At 33.3% G+C, this 6,138-nt stretch carries 8 protein-coding genes; 7 read left to right on the top strand and 1 reads right to left on the bottom strand.

From position 1 onward, the window contains the following. Positions 1–133: 133 nt before the first annotated feature. From QZ143_RS09305 to QZ143_RS09290, 4 genes are all read left to right on the top strand, one after another. Entirely contained in the window at positions 134–301 is a 168-nt protein-coding gene (locus QZ143_RS09305) for a hypothetical protein (RefSeq protein WP_292883509.1), read from the top strand. Positions 302–1,069: 768 nt separating this feature from the next. Continuing rightward, the gene (gene pdxS / locus QZ143_RS09300; RefSeq protein ID WP_292883515.1) at positions 1,070–1,951 is read left to right on the top strand and encodes a pyridoxal 5'-phosphate synthase lyase subunit PdxS; all 882 of its coding nucleotides are present in this window, start codon (positions 1,070–1,072) and stop codon (positions 1,949–1,951) included. 38 nt (positions 1,952–1,989) lie between these two features. Beyond that, positions 1,990–2,580, top strand: coding sequence for a pyridoxal 5'-phosphate synthase glutaminase subunit PdxT (gene pdxT / locus QZ143_RS09295; protein WP_292876359.1), 591 nt, complete (start codon positions 1,990–1,992; stop codon positions 2,578–2,580). A 288-nt stretch (positions 2,581–2,868) separates the two neighbouring features. Further along, entirely contained in the window at positions 2,869–3,003 is a 135-nt protein-coding gene (locus QZ143_RS09290; RefSeq protein WP_012955175.1) for a hypothetical protein, read from the top strand. Between the two features lie 361 nt (positions 3,004–3,364). On the opposite strand, the gene QZ143_RS09285 is transcribed toward QZ143_RS09290, so the two are convergent. After that, positions 3,365–3,751, bottom strand: a complete 387-nt coding sequence (locus tag QZ143_RS09285; RefSeq protein ID WP_012955166.1) for a helix-turn-helix domain-containing protein — start codon at positions 3,749–3,751, stop codon at positions 3,365–3,367. Positions 3,752–3,920: 169 nt separating this feature from the next. Here QZ143_RS09285 and QZ143_RS09280 point away from each other — a divergent pair, with 169 nt between their 5' ends. The 3 genes from QZ143_RS09280 to QZ143_RS09270 all read left to right on the top strand — a co-directional run bounded on the left by QZ143_RS09280 (position 3,921) and on the right by QZ143_RS09270 (position 5,792). Beyond that, entirely contained in the window at positions 3,921–4,721 is an 801-nt protein-coding gene (locus tag QZ143_RS09280; protein WP_012955167.1) for a cobyrinic acid a,c-diamide synthase, read from the top strand. 106 nt (positions 4,722–4,827) lie between these two features. Further along, positions 4,828–5,562 (top strand): sulfite exporter TauE/SafE family protein, encoded by a 735-nt coding sequence (locus QZ143_RS09275; RefSeq protein ID WP_342765219.1) that lies wholly within the window; start codon positions 4,828–4,830, stop codon positions 5,560–5,562. An 11-nt stretch (positions 5,563–5,573) separates the two neighbouring features. After that, positions 5,574–5,792 carry a 4Fe-4S binding protein gene (locus QZ143_RS09270; protein WP_292802404.1) on the top strand — a complete coding sequence of 73 codons (219 nt, stop codon included), beginning with the start codon at positions 5,574–5,576 and terminating at the stop codon, positions 5,790–5,792. Positions 5,793–6,138 lie beyond the last annotated feature (346 nt).

Below are 6,138 nucleotides of genomic sequence, written 5' to 3'. Positions count from 1 at the left end.
GGTGGAAATACAAATCCTGAACATCTACTATAATCACTGACATAACCTGAACCAACTAATGATGCAAAGGTAACTACTTGAGTATTATTGGAAAAGTTGCAGGGTAAGATGCTGAAATTATTATAAACAATTGATGACAAGCAATTATTGTTACGCCAATGCCAACATGAAGCTGGTCAAAAAGAACCAAAAATTGCATAATCCGGATTCGCCGTTGATACTTGGTGAGGTTAAAGAGGGCGAAACAGTAATGGAAGTTACAGAACCAAGCTATATTGACACACAACAAAAATTGATTTGATTTTTGCATAGTGCTTTTAGTAAAAAAAGATAGTTATAATAATTTAATCAATTTATTAAAAAAAGAGTCATAAGTTGTGCAGGTTCACCTCGCTTTGGTTGCGAGGTGTCTTTTTGCACTTTTTTTCTGAATTTCAAGTGTTTAACCTCCAAATATTAGTTGAATAGACTTGCGATTTTTTTGAAGAGTTTTGAGAAGCATCCTGTTGGTGCCATATTCTCCACCTCCGTGTTAATTATTTTTTTTTATTTCGTGTTTAGTTGAATAGACTTGCGATCTTTATGAAGAGTTTTGTGAATCCTAATATTGGAGCCATGTTAATCACCTTTTTTTTAATAATTCATGTTCGACAGCAGTTTACATTTTTTTTGATCTTAATGGAAGATTATATTAATATCATTTTTTCACCTTTTGTTGTGGTGAAGTTCTCGTTTGATTTATTTTTAGAACTTCTCACACCTATTTATTAGTACAAAAAAGGACATATATAAAGTTTTTCGAATGTAAATGGTTACTTGCATCTTTAATTAGTAAAATAAGTAATTTTAGACAGTTTTAATTGGATTCTTCAGGATTTATGCTTCAGAGGTGATGAAAAAGCTATTGGAAATAATTCATATAAGTGCCGTCGGGTTTGTTGCCATAAAATTTATATAGATAAAATATATACTAATAATTGTTATTATAACTACTGTTATATTAACGTTTAAGAGAGCCCTTTTAATATATACTCTTCAAACAATTCAGAAATAGGAGAACAAAAAAATGATAGAAAAAGGAACAAAAGTACTAAAAGAAGGTTTTGCAAAAATGACAAAAGGCGGAGTCATTATGGACGTAGTGAATGCAGAACAGGCTTCAATTGCAGAAGATGCAGGGGCGGTGGCAGTAATGGCACTTGAGAAGGTACCTGCAGACATTCGTGCAGCTGGGGGAGTGGCCAGAATGGCTGATCCAACAATTGTTGAAGAGGTGGTTGATGCAGTATCCATCCCTGTAATGGCAAAGGCAAGAATAGGCCATATTGCAGAAGCGCAAATATTGGAAACCCTAGGAGTTGACATGATTGATGAAAGTGAAGTGTTGACACCTGCAGATGAAGAATATCACATTAACAAAAAGGAATTTACAATACCATTCGTATGTGGTGCACGTAACCTTGGTGAAGCACTAAGGAGAATTGACGAAGGTGCAGCTATGATTCGTACCAAAGGAGAACCTGGAACAGGAAACATTGTAGAAGCAGTTCGCCACATGAGAATGGTGATGGGAGAAATCAGAACAATACATGGAATGGAGGAAGAGGAACTCTGGAAATATGCGCGAAACATCGAAGCTCCAATTGAACTTGTAAAGCAAACTGCAGAATTGGGCAAATTACCTGTTGTCAACTTTGCTGCAGGAGGAATTGCAACACCTGCTGACGCATCACTCATGATGCAGTTAGGTTCCGACGGCATTTTTGTGGGATCAGGAATATTCAAGTCAAACAATCCTGAAGCATTTGCAAAAGCAATAGTTGAAGCAACTGCAAATTACGACAAGCCTGAAGTATTGGCGGAAGTATCCAAAGGATTGGGCGAAGCCATGAAAGGTCTGGAAATGTCAACTTTGAGCGAATCCGACAGAATGCAGGACAGGGGAATTTAAAATTCCTCATATTTTTAATTATTTTTTAAGGTGCTTAGATGGTAAAAATCGGAATCCTAAATCTTCAGGGTGCAGTTTCAGAACACTTTGACATGACAAGAAAAACCGTTGAAAACTTAAAACTCGATATAGAAGTGGAAGAAGTAAGATACAGTGATGATGTTGAAAAATGTGATGGATTAATCATTTCCGGTGGGGAAAGTACTGTAATTGGCAAGCTCATTAAGGAAAGGGGTATTGATAAAGTTATTAAAGAAAATAATATTCCTGTCTTTGGAACTTGTGCTGGAATGGTGCTTCTTGGCAAAAAAACAGATTTCAACCAGCCGCTACTTGAACTTATGGACATAACTGTTAAAAGAAATACCTATGGAAGGCAGAAGGATTCATTTGAAGCGGAAATTGAAATATTAAATCAAAAGTATTCTGGTGTGTTTATTAGAGCACCGGCACTTGAATCTTATGATGGGTCCAAAAATGATATTAAGATATTGTCAGAATTTGATGGTGAAATAATAGCCATTCAGCAAGGACACAACATTGCAATTTCATTTCATCCAGAATTAACAGAGGACACTTTAATTCATGAATATTTCATTGAAGAAGTTTTAACAAGTCTGAACCATTGACTGCTTTTAGAAGTTAATCAAATTGTAAACTTATAATGCAACAATTTTAATTTTTTAAAATTTGTTAACTTATACTTATCCATATAGGTTTTTCATGAAGAAACAATTGAAAGGGAATTCCTCCCATGATTCTGGTTAAGGACAATTATCCAAAAATATATAATATCCATTGATGAGTTTAATATGTCAAGAGAGGAATACGAAATATGAATATCTTAGACTTCTTGTTTAGTGATGAAATTTAATTAGAAGAGATTATAAATTTAATGTTATTATGCCAACAGCAACATGAAGTTGGTCAAAAGGAACCAGAAGTTGCATGATCCAGATTCACCGTTGCTGATTGGGGATGTTAAAGATGGGGATGTTGTAAATGAAGTTAATGAACCTAGCTATATTGATTTACAAACTAAGTTGTTTTGACTTTTAGTTTTTTTTTTTAAAAAATAATTCATAATTAATGTAAGCTCATTTTTGAGAATAGATTTAGCACCCCTACACCTATAATGATAAGTAAAAGTCCAAGGATAGCAGCCCAATCAGGGGTCTGTTTGAAAGCGATAATCCCTACAATTGTCACAAGCACGATTCCCAATGCTGACCAATGGCATATGCAACTCCTATTGGTGCTGTTTTTAGGCAGTTGCTGAGACTGTAAAATGATAATATGTATAATATGATTGATGCTATTGTTGGCAATGGTTTAGTGAAACCTTCAGCAACTTTTAACAGTGATGTGGCACTGGTTTCAATAGAATTGCAAGTAAAAGATAAGCAATATTATTCATTTTTGGTTTCCCCCATATTTTAACTGTTCAAATTCTTTTTTAATTTTTTCCAGTTCCTCTCCATGATATTCCTCTTCAAGATTGAAAATGGCGAGTTCGTATAATATGTTTTGAAGCCTGTGGCCTTTTTCAGTCAGGTGATATGATGTTTCATTATCTTTGATGTTTTTTTCGATGATGTTGTTTTCTTCCAGTTCCTTAAGTCTTTGTGTTAGGATTTTATTGGACAGTTCAGGCTTGTCCTCTTTGAAATCGCTGAAATATTTTTTTCCAAGAATCATGTCCCTTAAAATGTATACTGTCCATTTGTTTTTAATAAGATTCAGATTTTTTTCAAATTGACAGTATGGGGGCAGTTTATCAAATTTTCTTTTAATTGTCATTTTGCACCTATTGTTAAATTTAAACCTTTTCCTTTAAATATTTTTAAAAAGTATTACTTTAAAGAGGATATCACACTGTTACTTATTATTTTTGTTACCTTTTTGTTACAAAACCTTTTAATTGTAGTTTATTTATAATTTAAAACACAAATTATGGAAAGTGAACTAAATGAAAGAAAAAATATTTATCAATGGAAGAGGAGGATGTGGAAAGAGCACATTCATATCATTAATTGCAAAGGAATTGTCAAAAAACAATAAAGTATTAATAATTGATATGGATGAGGGAAACCTCGGATTGAACAAGATGCTTAATGTTGATGTTGCAGACACTTCATTAATGGAATATTATGGTGGAAGAGATAAGATAATGGGTGAAATTTTAAAAGTAGGAATTAAAGGTATGGTTTTAGAAAAAATCAACCTGAAAGATGACGCCGCCTCAGATTCAATAGATATTTTGGATAATATGAAATTATCAGATTTACCTTCCGATTATGTGACATGGAACGGAAATATAGGATTCATTGAATCCGGAAAAATCAACGACCCTGATGAAGGCTGTGCCTGTCCGATGGGAAATCTTACAAGAGACTTCCTAAATCACATTGAATTACAAGACAATGAAGTAATATTGGTCGACACCTCAGCGGGAATAGAACACATTGGAAGAGGAGTAATTGAGTCTGCAGACAAACTCATTTCAATAGTTGACCCGTCAAGCGATGCAATATTGTTGGCAAATAAAATAGGATCATTATCAAAAGAGGCATCCAAAGAATATATGGTAATATTGAATAAAATTGATGAAAATACTAAAGATTTGGTATTGGAACAATTGGATGATGACATATCTGTCGTTGGGGAACTTGAATATAATTCACACATAGCTCAAAGCAACCTTTCCCAAAAAGAAATTAACCTTGAGGAAGTAGAAGGTGAAATTAAGGAAATCTGTGCAAAAATTTAAAGATTTGATTAAGATTTAAATTTCAATAGGGCGCATGGTGCAATAATGGATTTGCTTTTTTATGTTGTTTTGCTGTTGATTGGAGGTTGCTTTGCAGGTTTCATGAATCACTCCAATCCAATATTATCTTTTAACCTCAATTGGATGTGATCCTAAAACGTCCCTAACGGTTACCTTTGCAACAGGTCTTGCAGTTATCTGTGTCACGATGATAAACAGTACACGAAAGCACAAACAAAACAATCTAATAGTAAAACAGCACCTAAAACCAATGATGGTCTTTGGTTTTGTAGGTGCCATTCTGGGTGCAGTCATATCTCAATACATAGATGTTGAGGTTTTAAAGATTTTGTTTGGTGTAATATGTATAGTATCAACAGTATTTTTAGTTTTAATAAAATCTCCTACCTCTTTAGATAATATTAAAACTGATGCAGGATTATTTTACTCTATTGCATTTGCATGTGGTCTTGCAAGCGGATTGATAGGTCCCGCAGGAGGAGCATTTATCATACCGATTTTCGTGGCATACTTGAGATATCCAATAACAAATACTATCGGAACAACTTCAGCATTAAGCATCGCAACCACACTTGCAGGGGTAATCTGTTATATTGTTTTAGGTTGGGGTGTTCAAGGATTGCCGGATTTTTCATTAGGTTATGTCAACTTGCTTCAATTCGTATTTTTAACAATAACCAGCATTATTGTATCTGGATATGCTGCTAACCTATCTAAAAAAATCAATCCTACAAAATTAAAAGCGCTGCAGGTAATCGTAATATCATATATTGGCCTTCAAATGATGGGGGTATTCGACATAATATTAAGCATAATATAATTTTGATTTGTATGTATAATGTATGGAAAAATTGTATTGGTTGTGGGGAATGTGCAAAGGCATGTGATTTTAATCTGATTCAAACATTTGATGATTATATTCTGATGGATATTGAAAAGTGCAGGCATTGCTCAAAATGTGTAGAAACTTGTCAAAACAATGTTTTTACAAAATCAGTTATTTTTAAACACTTTTTATATCTATTATATTATAAGATTAAAAAATCTTAGGATAATTGAAAAATTGATGAGTATCTCATAACAGTTAAGATTTTTATATAGGTTAATGGTTTGTATGTCCAATTTTTGTAAGGCATTTGACAAGTTATATTTGTTTGTTAAATGTGGAAACAAAATTCACTAAAAAGTAGTAGATAATTTAAAGTGTGTTACGCCAACAGCAACATGAAGCTAGTCAAAAGGAACAAAAAGTTGCACAATCTTGATTCTCCTTTGTTGATTGGTGATGTTAAAGATGATGATGTTGTAAAAAAGGTTAGAGAACATTGTTTCATTGAAACTCACGAAAAAGTTCTACCACTTATGCATATTTTTCAATCAACTTTATACAAATATT

The organism is Methanobrevibacter sp. UBA188 (genome assembly GCF_905234905.1).
Taxonomy (GTDB): domain Archaea; phylum Methanobacteriota; class Methanobacteria; order Methanobacteriales; family Methanobacteriaceae; genus Methanocatella.
The sequence above is the reverse complement of the archived record's forward strand: the minus strand, read 5'-3'. Positions and strand labels throughout refer to the sequence as shown.

Excerpts from the sequence above, each read along its gene's own strand:
- QZ143_RS09270 (WP_292802404.1), top strand. The coding sequence starts at position 5,574 with ATGTATAATGTATGGAAAAATTGTATTGGTTGTGGGGAATGTGCAAAG.
- QZ143_RS09285 (WP_012955166.1), bottom strand. The coding sequence starts at position 3,751 with ATGACAATTAAAAGAAAATTTGATAAACTGCCCCCATACTGTCAATTT.
- QZ143_RS09280 (WP_012955167.1), top strand. The coding sequence starts at position 3,921 with ATGAAAGAAAAAATATTTATCAATGGAAGAGGAGGATGTGGAAAGAGC.
- pdxT (WP_292876359.1), top strand. The coding sequence starts at position 1,990 with ATGGTAAAAATCGGAATCCTAAATCTTCAGGGTGCAGTTTCAGAACAC.
- QZ143_RS09290 (WP_012955175.1), top strand. The coding sequence starts at position 2,869 with ATGAAGTTGGTCAAAAGGAACCAGAAGTTGCATGATCCAGATTCACCG.
- QZ143_RS09305 (WP_292883509.1), top strand. The coding sequence starts at position 134 with ATGACAAGCAATTATTGTTACGCCAATGCCAACATGAAGCTGGTCAAA.